Origin of the sequence: Xanthomonas axonopodis, assembly GCF_001304695.1 — a bacterium.
GTDB classification, from domain to species: Bacteria; Pseudomonadota; Gammaproteobacteria; order Xanthomonadales; family Xanthomonadaceae; genus Xanthomonas; species Xanthomonas axonopodis.
This window is the reverse complement of the sequence record NZ_JFAQ01000123.1, coordinates 1-16,261: the sequence shown is the minus strand read 5'-3', so window position 1 is coordinate 16,261 and position 16,261 is coordinate 1. Positions and strand designations below refer to the sequence as shown.

The following is a 16,261-nucleotide window of genomic DNA, read 5'->3' as shown; positions in this document are numbered from 1 at the left end:
TCGAATTTAGCTTTTGCCATGACTAACTACCTCTAATTGAAAAATTTGTGAGAAGCGGCTGAGCGAACTCAACCCTTCTTAGTGACGGCGTCGGCGATGTTGGCCGGTGCCTCTTCGTAGTGGTCGAATTCCATCGAGAACGTCGCACGGCCCTGGCTCATCGAGCGCAGCGAAGTGGCGTAACCGAACATTTCGCCCAGCGGGATCATCGCGTTGATGATCTTGCCCGACGGGCTGTCGTCCTGACCCTGCAACACGCCACGACGGCGGCTCACGTCGCCCATCACGTCACCCAGGTAATCCTCCGGGCTGACGATTTCGACCTTCATGATCGGCTCCAGCAGCACCGGGCTGGCTTTGGCGAAGCCCTGCTTGAACGCCATCGATGCAGCCAGCTTGAACGCCATTTCCGAGGAGTCGACGTCATGGTAGGAGCCGAACACCAGCTTGACCTTCACGCCCACCACCGGGAAGCCGGCGATCGGACCACTGGTGATGGTTTCGCGCAGACCCTTTTCAACCGACGGGATGAATTCCTTCGGAATGATGCCGCCGGTGATGTCGTTGACGAACAGGAAATCGTCCTTGACGTTCTCGCTCTTGCGCTCTTCCTCGGTCATCGGCGACAGCTCAATCACCACGTGACCGTACTGACCCTTACCACCGGACTGCTTGGCATGCTTGTAGTCAGACTTGACGTCGGACTTGCGGATCGTCTCGCGGTAGGCCACCTGCGGCTTGCCGACATTGGCCTCGACGTTGAACTCGCGACGCATGCGGTCGACGATGATGTCCAGGTGCAACTCGCCCATGCCAGAGATGATGGTCTGGCCGGATTCTTCGTCGGTCTTGACGCGGAACGAGGGATCTTCCTGCGCCAGACGGCCCAGGGCCATGCCCATCTTTTCCTGGTCCGACTTGGTCTTCGGTTCCACCGCCATCGAGATCACCGGCTCCGGGAACACCATGCGCTCCAGAGTAATGATCTTGTCCTGCGCACACAGCGTGTCGCCGGTGGTGACGTCCTTCAGACCCACGGCAGCAGCGATGTCGCCCGCGCGCACTTCCTTGATCTCTTCGCGATTGTTGGAGTGCATCTGCAGGATGCGGCCGACACGCTCTTTCTTCGACTTGACCGGGTTGTAGACCTGATCGCCGGAGTTCAACGTGCCCGAATAGACACGGAAGAACGTCAGCGAGCCCACGAACGGGTCGGTCATGATCTTGAACGCCAACGCCGAGAACGGCGCGGTATCGGTTGCAGCGCGCGTGTCTTCCTTCTCGTCTTCGTCGATACCCTGGACCGGCGGACGGTCGGCCGGCGACGGCAGCAAGTGCACGACGCCGTCGAGCATGGCCTGCACGCCCTTGTTCTTGAACGCCGAGCCGCAGAACACCGGCACGATCTCCACCTTCAGCGTACGCTCGCGCAGACCCGACAAGATCTCCTGTTCGCTCAGGTCGCCCTCGTTGAGGTACTTGTCCATGAGGTCTTCGCTGGCTTCTGCAGCCGCCTCGACCATGAACGAACGTGCCTCGGTCGCGACATCGACCAGGTCGGCCGGAATATCGCGGTATTCGAAGGTGGTGCCCTGCGATGCGGTATCCCAATGGATCGCCTTCATCTTCAGCAGGTCGACCACGCCTTCAAAGCCGTCTTCGGCGCCGATCGGCACCTGCATCGGCACGGCGTACGCACCCAGACGGGCCTTCAGCTGCTCGACGACCTTGTCGAAGTTGGCACCGGTACGGTCCATCTTGTTGACGAAGGCCATGCGCGGCACGGAATACTTGTTGGCCTGGCGCCACACCGTCTCGGACTGCGGCTGCACGCCACCGACGGCGCACAACACGAACACCGCACCGTCGAGCACGCGCAAGGAGCGCTCCACTTCGATGGTGAAGTCGACGTGCCCGGGGGTGTCGATGATGTTGAAGCGGTGCTGCGGCATGGACTTGTCCATACCCGACCAGAACGCAGTGGTCGCAGCGGAGGTGATGGTGATACCACGCTCCTGCTCCTGCTCCATCCAGTCCATCACTGCAGCGCCGTCATGGACTTCGCCGATCTTGTGACTCACACCGGTGTAGAACAGGATGCGTTCGGACGTGGTGGTCTTGCCGGCATCGATGTGGGCCATGATGCCGAAGTTGCGGTAACGCTCGATAGGGGTGGTGCGGGCCACGGGGAGCCTCTCAATTTCTTGGATTTCGGATGGCCGAACGCCGCCTTTCGGCGGCCTTCGGATTGGATGCGACGCAACATGCGTCACAAACAGCACTCATATGGTGCTGAAGGGCCCCGTTACCAAGGCCCCCGAGGTCACCAGCGGTAATGTGCGAACGCTTTGTTCGCCTCCGCCATACGGTGGGTCTCTTCGCGCTTCTTGATCGCGCCGCCGCGGCTTTCCGAGGCGTCCAACAGTTCTGCAGCCAGCTTACGCGGCATGGTGTTTTCGCCACGCTTGCGCGCGGAATCGATCAACCAGCGCATTGCCAGCGCCATGCGACGGGAGGAACGCACTTCGACGGGCACCTGATAGGTAGCACCACCGACGCGACGCGATTTAACTTCGACAGCCGGGGCCACGTTGTCCAGTGCCTTCTGCACCAGTTCGATGGCATTCGGATTCTTTTCGCCAATGACGTCCATTGCGCCATAGACAATTTTCTCAGCAACCGACTTCTTGCCACTTTGCATCACCATATTGATGAAGCGGGCAATGGTTTCGCTGCCATGCTTTGGATCTGGCAGGACGGTGCGCTGCGGAGTAGAACCTTTACGGGACATTTGAGTATTTCCTTAGCTCTTCGGGCGCTTGGCGCCGTACTTGGAACGGCCTTGACGACGCTTGGCGACGCCGGCGGCGTCCAGCGAACCACGGACGGTGTGATAACGCACACCGGGAAGATCCTTGACGCGGCCACCGCGGATCAGGACCACGGAGTGCTCCTGCAGGTTGTGACCTTCCCCACCGATATAGCTGATGACCTCTTCCTGGTTGGTCAGGCGCACCTTGGCGACCTTACGCAGGGCCGAGTTCGGCTTCTTCGGGGTAGTGGTATAGACGCGTGTGCAGACGCCACGGCGCTGCGGACACTTGTCCAGTGCCGGAGAGGCACTCTTGTAGGTGGTCGCTTGCCGAGGCTTGCGGACCAGCTGATTGATCGTCGTCATCAGTTGATTCTTCTGATTGATAGGCCGTGACGGCCTGCACGAAAACAAAGGCAGGCCGAGACCGGCCCACCGAGACAGAGAAGTATAGCTGGCAGGACGAAACTCCGTCAACTTCACGGAAACTGAACCTGCTGGCCTATCCAAGGCCGGAAAACGGAGGGCGTCCTGCCCTCCTTTTCGCTTGGCTTACGACGGTCTCGCGACCGCCGTCGGAGCACTTACTCCTCGTCCGCGCCAGCGTCGGCCACAACGGCGACCGGTTCGGCGACTGCCGGCTTGCCCGACAGCGTTTCCATTTCCGAGTCGGTCAGACCCGAGGCCTTGCGACGTCCGGCGTGGTACGCCAGACCGGTACCGGCCGGGATCAGACGACCCACGATCACGTTTTCCTTCAGACCGCGCAGGTTGTCGCGAGTGCCGCGGACGGCTGCCTCGGTCAACACGCGGGTGGTCTCCTGGAACGATGCCGCCGAGATGAACGACTCGGTGGCCAGCGATGCCTTGGTGATACCCAGCAACACCGGATCGTACTTGGCCGGCAATTCGTTGCGCTTGACCAGGCGGGCATTTTCCTCGATGACACGTTGGCGTTCGACCTGCTCGCCGTTGAGGAACTTGCTGTTGCCCTGATCAACGATCTCGACCTTACGCAGCATCTGGCGCGTGATCACCTCGATGTGCTTGTCGTTGATCTTCACGCCTTGCAAGCGATACACGTCCTGGATTTCCTTGACCAGGTAGGCCGCCAGCGGCTCGACACCCAGCAGGCGCAGGATGTCCTGCGGGCTCGGCTCGCCGTCCACCACGGTCTCGCCCTTGGTCACGTGTTCGCCTTCGAACACGATGATCTGACGGTACTTGGGAATCAGCTCTTCGTGTTCCGAACCATCGGTGTCCTTGATGATCAGGCGCTGCTTGCCCTTGGTGTCCTTACCGAAGCTGATGATGCCCGAGCGTTCGGCCAGGATCGCCGGATCCTTCGGCTTGCGGGCTTCGAACAAGTCGGCGACGCGCGGCAGACCACCGGTGATATCGCGGGTCTTGGATGCTTCCTGCGGGATCTTGGCAACCACGTCGCCCACGCCGACGGCAGCGCCGTCCTGCAGATTGACGATGGAGCGCGGCGGCAGCAGGTACTGGGCCGGCAGGTCCGTGTTCGGAATCGTCAGGTCGTTGCCCTTGGCATCGACGATGCGCACGATCGGACGCAGTTCCTTGGCCTGTGCACCGCGACGCTTCGGGTCGGTGATTTCGCGCGACGCCAGACCGGTCAGTTCGTCGGTCTTCTCGATGACGGTGACGCCGTCGACGAAGTCGATGAAGCGGATGAAACCGGCCACTTCCGACACGATCGGGTGGTTATGCGGATCCCAGTTGGCAACGCTCTGCCCGGCCTTGACCGCATCGCCGTCTTTGGCGGTGATGGTCGCGCCGTACGGCAGCTTGTAACGCTCGCGCTCGCGGCCATGGCCATCGAGCACGGACAGTTCGCCAGAACGCGAGACCGCAACCAGCGAACCGCTGGCATGCGCCACCGACTTGAGGTTGTTGAACTTCACCGAACCGGTGGTCTTGACGGTGATGTTGTCCACCGCAGCCGCACGCGATGCCGCACCACCGATGTGGAACGTACGCATGGTCAGCTGGGTACCCGGCTCACCGATCGACTGCGCGGCGATGACGCCGACCGCTTCGCCGATGTTGACCTGGTGACCACGTGCGAGGTCGCGGCCGTAGCAGCGTGCGCACACGCCGAACGAGGATTCGCAGCTGATGGTCGAACGCACCTTCACCGACTGCACGCTGGCGTCTTCGAGCTTGGCCACCCAGGCTTCGTCGAGCAGCGTGTTGCGCGTGACGATCGGCTCTTCATCGTTGCCCGGCAGGTACACGTCCTCGGCCACCACACGGCCCAGCACGCGCTCGCGCAACGGCTCGACCACGTCGCCACCTTCCACGATCGGGGTCATGATCAACCCTTCGGTGGTGCCGCAATCGATTTCGGTGATCACCACGTCCTGTGCCACGTCGACCAGGCGACGGGTCAGGTAACCCGAGTTCGCCGTCTTCAGCGCGGTATCGGCCAGACCCTTACGCGCACCGTGGGTGGAGTTGAAGTACTCCTGCACGTTCAGACCTTCGCGGAAGTTCGCCTTGATGGGCGTCTCGATGATCGAGCCGTCCGGACGCGCCATCAGGCCGCGCATACCGGCCAGCTGACGGATCTGCGCCTGGCTACCACGGGCACCGGAGTCGGCCATGATGTACAGCGAGTTCATCGACTTCTGGTCGATGGTCTCGCCCTTGGCGTTTTCGACCTTTTCGGTACCGATGGTGTCCATCATCGCCTTGGCGATGCGCTCGCTGGTACGCGACCAGATGTCCACGACCTTGTTGTAGCGCTCGCCGGCGGTGACCAGACCCGACTGATACTGCTCCTGGATTTCCAGCACTTCGGCTTCGGCCTCGGTGAGGATGCCCTTCTTCTCGTCGGGGATCAGCATGTCGTCGATACCGATCGACACGCCGGCGCGGGTGGCGTAGGCGTAGCCGGTGTACATCAGCTTGTCGGCGAACACGACGGTGTCCTTCAAGCCCAGCAGACGGTAGCTGGAGTTGATCAGACGCGAGATGTTCTTCTTGGTCATCTCGGTGTTGGCCAGCTGGAACGGCAAGCCTTCGGGCAGGATTTCGCTCAGCAGCGCACGACCGACCGTGGTGTCCACGATCGAGGTGCCGCTGCTGCGCTTGCCGCCGGCTTCCACGTCCACCTGGGTGATGCGCACCTTGACCTTGGCGTGCAGTTCAACTACGCGGTTGTCGTAGGCGCGCTTCACTTCGCTGGTGTTGGCGAACACCATGCCTTCGCCCTTTTTGTTCTCCAGGGCGCGGCTCATGTAGTACAGGCCCAACACCACGTCCTGCGACGGCACGATGATCGGCTCGCCGTTGGCCGGCGACAGGATGTTGTTGGTGGACATCATCAACGCACGCGCTTCCAGCTGGGCTTCCAGCGAGAGCGGGACGTGGACGGCCATCTGGTCACCGTCGAAGTCAGCGTTGAAAGCAGTACACACCAGCGGATGCAGCTGGATGGCCTTGCCTTCGATCAACACCGGCTCGAACGCCTGGATGCCCAGACGGTGCAGGGTCGGCGCGCGGTTCAACAGCACTGGATGCTCGCGAATCACTTCTTCCAGGATGTCCCAGACTTCGGCTTCTTCGCGCTCGACCAGCTTCTTGGCGGCCTTGATGGTGGTGGCCAGGCCACGACGCTGCAGCTTGGCGAACACGAACGGCTTGAACAGCTCCAGCGCCATCTTCTTCGGCAGGCCGCACTGGTGCAGCTTGAGGTACGGACCAACGGTGATGACCGAACGACCGGAATAGTCCACGCGCTTGCCGAGCAGGTTCTGACGGAACCGGCCCTGCTTGCCCTTGATCATGTCGGCCAGCGACTTCAGCGGACGCTTGTTGGTGCCGGTGATGGCACGACCACGACGGCCGTTGTCCAGCAGCGCATCGACCGATTCCTGCAGCATGCGCTTTTCGTTGCGCACGATGATGTCCGGCGCATTGAGCTCGAGCAGACGACGCAGACGGTTGTTGCGGTTGATCACGCGGCGATACAGATCGTTCAGATCCGAAGTCGCGAAGCGGCCACCATCCAACGGCACAAGCGGACGCAGGTCCGGCGGCAGCACCGGCAGCACGGTCATGACCATCCATTCCGGACGGTTACCCGATTCCAGGAAGGCTTCGATCAGCTTGATGCGCTTGGTCAAACGCTTGAGCTTGGTTTCCGAACCGGTGCTGGCGATTTCTTCGCGCAGACGGGTCATTTCAGACTGCAGGTCGATCGTGCGCAGCAGCTCATACACGGCCTCGGCGCCCATGGCGGCGTCAAAGTCGTCGTTGTACTCCTGGCGTGCGGTCAGGTACTGCTCTTCGGTCAGCAGCTGGCGGCGCTCAAGCGGGGTCAGGCCCGGCTCGGTGACGACATAGGCTTCGAAGTACAGCACACGCTCGATGTCACGCAGGGTCATGTCCAGCATCAAACCGATGCGCGAGGGCAGCGACTTGAGGAACCAGATATGCGCAACCGGCGAGGCCAGGTCGATGTGGCCCATGCGCTCGCGGCGCACCTTGGCCAGCGTCACTTCGGTGCCGCACTTTTCGCAGACCACGCCACGGTGCTTCATGCGCTTGTACTTGCCGCACAGGCATTCGTAGTCCTTGATCGGTCCGAAGATGGCGGCGCAGAACAGGCCGTCACGCTCGGGCTTGAAGGTCCGGTAGTTGATGGTTTCGGGCTTCTTCACTTCGCCGTAGGACCACGAGCGGATCAGGTCCGGCGACGCCAGCGCGATCTTGATCGCGTCGAAATCCAGCGTCTGGCGCTGCTGATTGAAGAGGTTGAGCAGGTCTTTCATTTGATATCTCCGGGTCGGAGGAATTTCGTATCTGAGATGAAACGCGAACAGCTTCGATCGGGACTGCGATCAGGTGACCGTCCCCGGCAAGAGCGAACGCGCTGAGCGCTCGCCTCTTCCGGTTGCCGGCCCCTGACCGGGCCCGGCTCTTACTCTTCCAGTTCCATGTTGATCGCCAGCGAGCGGATTTCCTTCACCAACACGTTGAAGGATTCCGGCATGCCCGCGACCATCTCGTGCTCACCATCGACGATGTTCTTGTACATCTGGTTGCGGCCCTGCACGTCGTCGGACTTCACCGTCAGCATTTCCTGCAGGGTGTAGGCCGCGCCGTAGGCTTCCAGCGCCCAGACTTCCATTTCGCCGAAGCGCTGACCACCGAACTGCGCCTTGCCGCCCAGCGGCTGCTGGGTCACGAGCGAGTACGGGCCAGTCGAGCGCGCATGCATCTTGTCGTCGACCAAGTGGTTCAACTTCAGGTAATGCATGTAGCCAACCGTGGTCTTGCGATCGAACGCTTCGCCAGTGCGACCGTCGTACAGCTGGGTCTGACCGCTCTGCGGCAGGTCGGCCAGTTCCAGCATGCGCTTGATTTCCGCTTCGCTGGCACCGTCGAACACCGGAGTCGCCATCGGCACGCCGTCGATCAGGTTCTTGCCCAGGTTGAGCAATTCCTCATCGCTGAACTGCGACAGATCCACGCGCTGTGCATTGATCGCGCTGTCGTGGTTGTAGATGTCGTTGAGGAACTTGCGCAGTTCGCTGACGGCGGCCTGGGCTTCAAGCATGCGCTGGATCTTGCGACCCAGGCCCTTGGCGGCCCAACCCAGATGCACTTCCAAAATCTGGCCGATGTTCATACGCGACGGCACGCCGAGCGGGTTCAACACGATGTCGACCGACTCGCCGGTAGCCATGTACGGCATGTCTTCCACGGGCACCACGTTGGAGACCACACCCTTGTTGCCGTGGCGGCCTGCCATCTTGTCGCCCGGCTGGATGCGGCGCTTCACGGCCAGGAACACCTTGACCATCTTCAGCACGCCCGGTGCAAGGTCATCGCCCTGGGTGATCTTGCCGCGCTTGTCGGCAAAACGTGCCTCGAATTCCTTCTCGTGCGCCTGGATCTGCTTTTGCGCACGTTCGATGGCGTCGGCAGCGTCCTCGTCCTTCATGCGCAGCTGGAACCAATCGGACTTCTTCAGCCCGTCCAGGTATGCGTCGGTGACGGTGTCGCCCTTCTTCAGGTTCGCGCCGCCGTTAGCGACCTTACCCACGATCTGCGAGCGCAGGCGTGCATAGATGGCCGCTTCCAGGATACGGAACTGGTCGTCGAAGTCCTTCTTGACGCGCTTGATTTCAGACTCTTCGATCTGACGCGCACGCTTGTCCTTCTCGATGCCGTCGCGGGTGAAGACCTGCACGTCGATGACGGTGCCGTCCATGCCTGGGGGCACGCGCAGCGAGCTGTCCTTCACGTCGGACGCCTTCTCGCCGAAGATCGCACGCAGCAGCTTTTCTTCCGGGGTCAGCTGGCTTTCGCCCTTCGGCGTGACCTTGCCGACCATGATGTCGCCGGCGCGCACTTCCGCACCGATGTACACCACGCCGCTTTCGTCCAGACGATTCAACGCCTGCTCGGACACGTTCGGGATGTCGGCGGAAATTTCCTCCGGCCCCAGCTTGGTGTCGCGCGCAACGCAGGTCAGTTCTTCGATGTGGATCGTGGTGTAACGATCCTCTTCCACCACGCGCTCGGAGAGCAGGATGGAGTCTTCGAAGTTATAGCCGTTCCACGGCATGAAGGCGATCAGCATGTTCTGGCCCAGCGCCAGTTCACCGATGTCGGTGGACGGGCCGTCGGCCAGCACGTCGCCGCGCGCGATCACGTCGCCCACATTCACCAGCGGACGCTGGTTGATGCAGGTGTTCTGGTTGGAGCGGGTGTACTTGATCAGGTTGTAGATATCCACGCCGGCATCGGTGCCGCCGCCAATTTCTGCCTCGTTGACCTTGACCACGATGCGAGCCGCGTCGATCTGCTCGATCACGCCACCACGCAACGCATTCACGGTCACGCCGGAGTCGCGCGCAACCGCACGCTCGATGCCGGTACCGACAAGGGGTTTTTGCGAACGCAGTGTCGGCACGGCCTGGCGCTGCATGTTGGCGCCCATCAGTGCGCGGTTGGCGTCGTCGTGCTCGAGGAACGGCACCAGCGCCGCTGCGACCGACACGGTCTGCATCGGCGAGACGTCCATGAAGTGCACTTCGGACGGCGGCTTCAACAGCGATTCGCCCTGGAACCGGCACGGCACGAACTGCTCGGTGAGCATGTTCTTGGCATCGGTCAGCGCGTTCGCCTGGGCGATTACGTACTCGTTTTCTTCGATCGCCGACAGGTATTCGACGTCGTCGGAGACCTTGCCGTCCAGCACCTTACGGTACGGCGTCTCGAGGAAGCCGTACTGGTTGGTGCGGGCGAACACGGCCAGCGAGTTGATCAAGCCGATGTTCGGGCCTTCAGGCGTTTCGATGGTGCAAACGCGGCCGTAATGGGTCGGGTGCACGTCGCGCACTTCGAAGCCGGCGCGTTCGCGGGTCAGACCGCCCGGGCCCAGCGCAGAGACGCGACGCTTGTGCGTCACTTCCGATAGCGGGTTGTTCTGGTCCATGAACTGCGACAGCTGCGAGGAGCCGAAGAATTCCTTAATCGCCGCGGCCACCGGCTTGGCGTTGATCAGTTCCTGCGGGGTCAGGCCTTCGGACTCGGCCATCGACAGACGCTCCTTGACCGCGCGTTCGACGCGGACCAGGCCCACTCGGAACACGTTCTCGGCCATTTCGCCGACCGAACGCACGCGACGGTTGCCCAGGTGATCGATGTCATCGACCACGCCACGACCGTTACGAATTTCGGTGAGCACCTTGATGACTTCCAGGATGTCGGAGGTGTCGGCGTGCGCGGCAACCAGGCGCTTGGATTCTTCGTCGTTACGCTCGGCAAAGTACTTCTTGTCGTACAGCACCGACTCGCCCAGCACGTCCTTGCGGCCGACGCGACGGTTGAACTTCATGCGGCCGACCGTGGACAGGTCGTAGCGCTCGAAGGTGAAGAACAGGTTGTGGAACAGGTTCTGCGCCGCTTCCTTGGTCGGCGGCTCGCCCGGACGCATCATGCGGTAGATTTCGACCAGCGCTTCCAACTGCGTCTTGGTCGGATCGATGCGCAAGGTGTTGGACAGGTACGGACCACGATCCAGATCGTTCACCCACAGGGTGCCGACCGCATCGACGCCCGCCTTGCGGAAGGCAGCCAGCTGGTCTTCGTTGATTTCGTCGTTGGCATTGGCCAACAGCTCACCGGTGGAGCCATCGACCACGTCGTGCGACAGGATGCGGCCGACCAGGTAGTCGTCCGGCACGGCCAGCGCGGCAACGCCGGCAGCTTCCAGTTGCTTGACGTGGCGCGCAGTGATGCGCTTGCCCGCTTCCACGATGACCTTGTCGCCGTCGGCCAGGTCGAAGTTCAGCGTTTCACCACGCAGACGCTCCGGCACCAGCTCCAGCTGCACGCCTTCGTCCGGGTTGATGTGAAAGGTGTTGATCTCGAAGAACTCGGCCAGCATCTCTTCGTTGCTGTAGCCAAGCGCGCGCAGCAGGATCGACACCGGCAGCTTGCGGCGACGGTCGATACGGGTGAACAGCGCATCCTTCGGGTCGAACTCGAAGTCCAACCACGAGCCGCGGTACGGAATGATGCGGGCGCTGTACAGCAGTTTGCCCGAGCTGTGGGTCTTGCCACGGTCGTGGTCGAAGAACACGCCCGGCGAGCGGTGCAGCTGCGATACGATCACGCGCTCGGTGCCATTGACGATGAAGGTACCGTTGCCGGTCATCAGCGGAATTTCGCCGAGATAGACCTCCTGCTCCTTCACGTACTTGATGGCCTTGGTCGACGACTCGCGGTCGTAGATCACCAGGCGCACGGTCACGCGCAGCGGCGCACCATAGCTCATGCCGCGCTGACGGCATTCACGCTCGTCAAACACCGGCTGACCCAACTTGTAACCGACGTACTCCAGCGCAGCGTTGCCGCTGTAGCTGGAAATCGGGAACACCGACTTCAATGCCGCGTGCAGACCGAGATCCTTACGCTTGTTCGGCTCCACGTCTTCCTGCAGGAATTCGCGGTAGGAATCCACCTGGATGGCAAGCAGAAACGGCACTTCGAGGATCGAGCGCTGCTTACCGAAGTCCTTGCGGATACGCTTTTTTTCGGTGAACGAATAAGACGTCATGAGGTCTTCACCCTAGGCTGCGGGGGCCATGTCGCGGCGGCCCTGAAATAAAAATTGTCAGTTGGAAGTCGCTGGTATTGCCGGCACCAGCACGCCTTCTCCCGCTACTTCCAACTACCAACTCGGTGAGGCGAGGATTGGGGATGACGAGATTGGGGATTAGCGAAGGCTGCCTTCGAATCCCGAATGCCGACTCTCAAATCCCGGCTTTCCATCAACGGCCAGAGGCCGGGGGCTTTACGCCCCCAGCCTTCAGTGCATCACCATGAAACGCTGGCGATGCAAGGTACTAATTACTTGATTTCGACCGTCGCGCCGGCTTCGGTCATTTCCTTCTTGATCTTCTCGGCTTCGTCCTTGCTGACGCCTTCCTTCAGGACGCCACCGGCTTCGGTCAGGTCCTTGGCTTCCTTCAGACCCAGACCGGTCACGCCACGGACAGCCTTAATAGCGGTCACCTTATTGGCACCGGCGTTGGTCAGCACCACGGTGAACTCGGTCTGCTCTTCAACCACGGCGGCCGGGCCAGCTGCAGCAGCAGCGACCGGGGCAGCGGCGGAGACGCCGAACTTTTCTTCGATGGCCTTGACCAGCTCCATCACTTCCATCAGGGACTTCTCGGCGATGGCGTCGACGATCTGTTCGTTGGTAAGGGACATTGTGATTACCTTTAAATGATTTTCTGGATTGGGGTTCTAGCGAACGCTAGGACATCAAGCTTCGGCAGTCTCGGCGACCGGCGCGGCGGCTTCGTCGCCACCACCCTGCTTGTCGCCAACGGCCTTGACGGCACGGGCGAACATGGCAGCCGGTTCGGACAGCACGCGGGCCAGCATGGCCAGGGCCTGGTCACGGGTCGGCAGCGAGGCCAACACGTCGACGTGGCCAGCCGGGAACAATTCCCCGCCGATGGACACGACCTTGGCCTGCAGCTTGTCGTTGCTCTTGGCAAATTCCTTGATCAGGCGACCGGCTGCGCCGGGCTCCTCCATCGAAAACGCATACAGCAAAGGACCGACCAGCTTGTCAGCAGCGACAGCGAAATCAGTACCTTCAACGGCGCGCGCAGCCAGGGTATTCTTGACAACTTTCAAGAACACGCCGGTTTCGCGGGCCTGCTTACGCATCGCGGTCATCTGGGAGACCGTGGTGCCAGCGTATTCGGCGGCGATCAGGGAGTGGGCCTTGGCGGCGATGTCTGCCAGCTCGGCGACTACTTCTTGCTTCTGGGACAGATTGAGAGCCATTGCACTCCTCCGTTAAAGCCGGGTGTGGTGATTGATGATTGGTGATTCGTCGAAAACCATGAAGCAGCTCCTGCGAATCCCCAATGCCGAATCCCTAATCCCCGCTTCAAGCTACTCCGCTCGCGGCTCCTGCCGATTGCGGTCCAGGGCAGCCTCCTTCCTGGAAGCCGGGAACATCGACCGATGTTCCTTTGGTGGCCGTTCTAGACCTGGAGTGGACTCGATCCGGGATGCCCCAGACGCGCGTAAACCAGAAAGCTCCAGAAGGGCGACACCATCTACGCCGGCCGGTTCAAAACGAACCAATTAAGCGATCCCGCTGCATCGACGGCGACTCCTTGCCAGTGCGAGCATCCTTGCCCGTCGTCGATCTGCGCTGACCGCGCCTGCGGTCTTTGACGGCTACCGCCGGACGTGCCGGCGATCGCCTTCAAAATGTCCGTTACCCCAAAGGAGGGAACGGACTCCCAGCACACGGCGACCCGGGCCGGAAAAACAATGCCGTACTGCCAAATATGTCAGGCGCATGACGCCGGACGCATTCGCTTACTTCAACGACAGGCTCGACTGGTCCACCGTCACGCCCGGACCCATGGTCGAGCTGACCGAAACCTTCTGCAGGTAGGTACCCTTGGAAGTCGCCGGCTTGGCCTTGACCAGATCCAGCAACAGCGCCTGCAGGTTCGACTTCAGCGCTTCGTCGTCGAAGCTGGCCTTGCCGATGGTGCAGTGGATGATGCCGGCCTTGTCGGTGCGGTAGCGCACCTGGCCCGACTTGGCGTTCTTGACCGCTTCGCCCGGATTGGCCGACACGGTGCCGACCTTCGGGTTCGGCATCAAGCCGCGCGGACCCAGCAGGGTGCCCAGCTTACCGACGACGCGCATGGCGTCCGGGGTCGCGATGACCACGTCATAGTTCAGATCGCCGGCCTGCATCTTTTCGGCCAGGTCGTCCATGCCCACTGCCTCGGCGCCAGCGGCCAGGGCTTCGTCAGCCTTGGCGCCTGCCGGTGCGAACACTGCAACGCGCACGCTCTTGCCGGTACCGGCCGGCAGCACGGTGGAACCGCGCACCTGCTGGTCGGACTTCTTGGCGTCCACGCCCAGGCGCACGGCGACGTCGATCGACTCGACGAACTTGGCCTTGGTGGCGGTCTTCAGGATCTTGATTGCGTCTTCGAAGGCATAGGTCTTGCCCGGAACGACAGCGGCCGTGATGGCCTTAACGCGCTTGCTCTGTGCCATGTCTTAGCCCTCCACCGTCAAACCCATGCTGCGGGCAGAACCCGCAATCGTGCGCACTGCCGCTTCCAGCTCGGCTGCCGTCAAATCGGCTTCCTTGACCTTAGCGATCTCTTCCAGCTGCTTGCGCGTCACCTTGCCAACCTTATCGGTGTTGGGACGCTTCGAGCCGGAGGTCACACCTGCGGCCTTCTTGAGCAGCACGCTGGCCGGGGTGCTCTTGGTGACGAACGTGAAGGTACGGTCGGAATACGCGGTGATGATCACCGGCGTCGGCAGACCCGGCTCCAGCTTCGACGTCGCGGCGTTGAATGCCTTGCAGAATTCCATGATGTTCAAACCGCGCTGACCCAGTGCAGGGCCGACCGGCGGTGCAGGGTTGGCCTGACCGGCCTTAACCTGTAACTTGATGAAAGCAGTAATCTTCTTAGCCATTTCAATGCTCTCCGGGTGCTAGCGCCTGACCTGCAGGCTCCCCATCGGACCGGGATTCACGTGTCCCGGCTTCACGTTGTTGACCACACGCGGATGGCTGCCATGCGGCAGCCATTGGTTCCAGGCGGTTCGCCAGGACAGCAAGCCGCGCATCATAGCAGCATTTGGGGCGAGCGCCTACCCGGCGCCCCCGGGGTCAGCCCTTCTCGACCTGACCGAATTCGAGCTCGACCGGCGTGGAGCGACCGAAGATGAGCACGGCAACACGTAGCCTGCTCTTTTCGTAATTGACTTCCTCGACAACGCCGTTGAAGTCGTTGAACGGACCCTCGGTGACGCGCACCATCTGGCCCGGCTCGAACAACACCTTCGGACGCGGCTTCTCGACACCATCCTGCACACGCTGCAGGATCGCATCTGCCTCTTCGTCGCGAATCGGCAGGGGACGGTCGGCGGTGCCGCCAATGAAACCCATCACCTTGGAGGTTTCCTTCACCAGGTGCCAGCTTTCGTTGTCGATGCGCGGGATACCGGCCTCTTCGTGCGTTTCGATCTGCACCAGCACATAGCCGGGGAAGAACTTGCGCTCGGACCGACGCTTCTGGCCGGCGCGCATTTCGATGACCTCTTCGGTCGGCACCAGCACGTCGCCGAAACGATCTTCCATTTCGGCACGCGCGATACGGTCGCGCAATGCCTGGGCAACGGATTTTTCGAAGCCTGAATAGGCGTGAACGACATACCAACGCTTCACTGCTTGATTCTCCTCAACGAGCCAGGAACCACTGCGTGAGCTTCTGGATGACAAAGTCGAAGCCGCCCAACAGCAAACTCAGAATGATCACAACAACAATCACGACCCAGGTGGTGCGGATGGCTTCCTGGCGCGTCGGCCAGACAACCTTACGCAACTCGAACCTGGATTCGGACAAGAATTCGCGGGTCTCCCGGCCCTTGCCGGTGCCCAAAAACACAAATGCGCCTGCCACCAACCCAACGATGACAGCCAGCGCACGCAACTGCGGCGTCCACGCGCCAAACTGGGTCGCGCGCTCCGGAGCGGAGAACCAGAACCACACAAAAAGCCCCGCAACCACCAGGGCAGCGGAGACAACGTACTTGACGACATCAGCGCTAGAGGACGCGCTCTTGGAAGGCTCGATTTTGCTATTCATCCGGCTCTAGTTACCGATCTGACCCGAATCGCTGGGCCGGAAAGAGGAGTGGCACGCCAGGAGGGACTCGAACCCCCAACCTGCGGTTTTGGAGACCGCTGCTCTGCCAATTGAGCTACTGGCGTATGTACTCGTTTACCGCAAACCCCAAGACAACGAAGGCGGACCGCGGTTCAGCCGGCCCGCCATTCGTTTGAATCCAGCCACCAGAAGGCAGCTGGATACAGGCGCTTACTTGATGATCTTGGCA

11 protein-coding genes and 1 tRNA gene are annotated in these 16,261 nt (G+C 61.5%); all 12 read right to left on the bottom strand.

Going from position 1 to position 16,261, the window contains the following annotated elements; genetic code table 11:
* Positions 1–68: 68 nt before the first annotated feature.
* Entirely contained in the window at positions 69–2,186 is a 2,118-nt protein-coding gene (gene fusA, locus XAXN_RS12090; protein WP_017156211.1) for an elongation factor G, read from the bottom strand.
* Positions 2,187–2,323: 137 nt separating this feature from the next.
* Positions 2,324–2,791, bottom strand: a complete 468-nt coding sequence (gene rpsG, locus XAXN_RS12085; RefSeq protein ID WP_005917592.1) for a 30S ribosomal protein S7 — start codon at positions 2,789–2,791, stop codon at positions 2,324–2,326.
* Between the two features lie 12 nt (positions 2,792–2,803).
* Positions 2,804–3,178, bottom strand: coding sequence for a 30S ribosomal protein S12 (gene rpsL / locus XAXN_RS12080; RefSeq protein WP_002811712.1), 375 nt, complete (start codon positions 3,176–3,178; stop codon positions 2,804–2,806).
* Positions 3,179–3,396: 218 nt separating this feature from the next.
* Entirely contained in the window at positions 3,397–7,611 is a 4,215-nt protein-coding gene (rpoC, locus tag XAXN_RS12075; protein ID WP_054319717.1) for a DNA-directed RNA polymerase subunit beta', read from the bottom strand.
* A 149-nt stretch (positions 7,612–7,760) separates the two neighbouring features.
* The gene (gene rpoB / locus XAXN_RS12070; RefSeq protein WP_054319716.1) at positions 7,761–11,912 is read right to left on the bottom strand and encodes a DNA-directed RNA polymerase subunit beta; all 4,152 of its coding nucleotides are present in this window, start codon (positions 11,910–11,912) and stop codon (positions 7,761–7,763) included.
* A 293-nt stretch (positions 11,913–12,205) separates the two neighbouring features.
* Positions 12,206–12,571 (bottom strand): 50S ribosomal protein L7/L12, encoded by a 366-nt coding sequence (rplL, locus tag XAXN_RS12065; protein ID WP_042821419.1) that lies wholly within the window; start codon positions 12,569–12,571, stop codon positions 12,206–12,208.
* 54 nt (positions 12,572–12,625) lie between these two features.
* A complete protein-coding gene (rplJ, locus tag XAXN_RS12060) occupies positions 12,626–13,159 on the bottom strand; it encodes a 50S ribosomal protein L10 (protein ID WP_005930748.1) in 534 nt (177 codons plus the stop codon).
* A gap of 546 nt (positions 13,160–13,705) precedes the next feature.
* The gene (gene rplA, locus XAXN_RS12055; protein ID WP_003486747.1) at positions 13,706–14,404 is read right to left on the bottom strand and encodes a 50S ribosomal protein L1; all 699 of its coding nucleotides are present in this window, start codon (positions 14,402–14,404) and stop codon (positions 13,706–13,708) included.
* A gap of 3 nt (positions 14,405–14,407) precedes the next feature.
* Entirely contained in the window at positions 14,408–14,836 is a 429-nt protein-coding gene (gene rplK, locus XAXN_RS12050; RefSeq protein ID WP_008574191.1) for a 50S ribosomal protein L11, read from the bottom strand.
* Between the two features lie 196 nt (positions 14,837–15,032).
* The gene (gene nusG, locus XAXN_RS12045; RefSeq protein WP_005917584.1) at positions 15,033–15,590 is read right to left on the bottom strand and encodes a transcription termination/antitermination protein NusG; all 558 of its coding nucleotides are present in this window, start codon (positions 15,588–15,590) and stop codon (positions 15,033–15,035) included.
* Between the two features lie 13 nt (positions 15,591–15,603).
* Positions 15,604–16,011 carry a preprotein translocase subunit SecE gene (secE, locus tag XAXN_RS12040; protein ID WP_042821417.1) on the bottom strand — a complete coding sequence of 136 codons (408 nt, stop codon included), beginning with the start codon at positions 16,009–16,011 and terminating at the stop codon, positions 15,604–15,606.
* Between the two features lie 49 nt (positions 16,012–16,060).
* Positions 16,061–16,136, bottom strand: a tRNA-Trp gene (locus tag XAXN_RS12035).
* Positions 16,137–16,261 lie beyond the last annotated feature (125 nt).